Raw genomic sequence first — 599 nt, 5'->3', positions numbered from 1 at the left:
GCGGAGTGCCGGCGCTGGCGGTTGTGGAAGATCTCGAGGTACTCGAAGATCGCGTTCGCCAGCTCCAACCGGGTGCGCCAGCGCTGGCGGTCCAGGAGCTCGACCTGCATGCGGGACCAGAACGACTCGATGACGGCGTTGTCGTAGCAGTCCCCGATCGAGCCCATAGAGGGCACCAGGCCGGAGTCCTTCGCGCGTCGGGTGAACGCCCACGAACCGAACTGCACTCCATGATCAGAATGGATGACCGTGCCGGGCGGCGGTCGCCGGGAGTCGATCGCCATCCCGAGCGCGTTCGTCACCAGTGCGGCGGTCGGCGAGGAGTCGATGGACCAGCCCACGACCCGGCGGGAGCACACGTCCAGCACGACGGCGCAGTAGACCTTGCCCTCGCGGGTGTGGTGCTCGGTGATGTCGGTGACCCACAGCTGGTCCAGGCCCTCGCGGCGGAACCGTCGGTCCACGAGGTCGGTGGAGATCAGGTCCGGGTGTGGGCGACGCCACTTCGGTCGCCCACCGATGCCCTTCAAGCCCGCTCGCTGCATCAACATCGCCACCGTCCCCTGCCAGACGGTGAGCCCGCGGCCGAGGGTCAGCTC

Annotated in this window: 1 protein-coding gene; it reads right to left on the bottom strand. The window is 68.4% G+C overall.

Annotation, left to right across the window (positions count from 1 at the left end):
* On the bottom strand, positions 1-545 hold a 545-nt coding region (locus IEV86_RS17550; protein ID WP_229734731.1), incomplete at its 3' end, for an IS3 family transposase.
* Between the last annotated feature and the right edge of the window lie 54 nt (positions 546-599).

It is taken from the genome of Cellulomonas carbonis (genome assembly GCF_014636275.1).
Lineage (GTDB): Bacteria > Actinomycetota > Actinomycetes > Actinomycetales > Cellulomonadaceae > Actinotalea > Actinotalea carbonis.
This window is presented reverse-complemented; position numbering and strand designations above follow the sequence as displayed.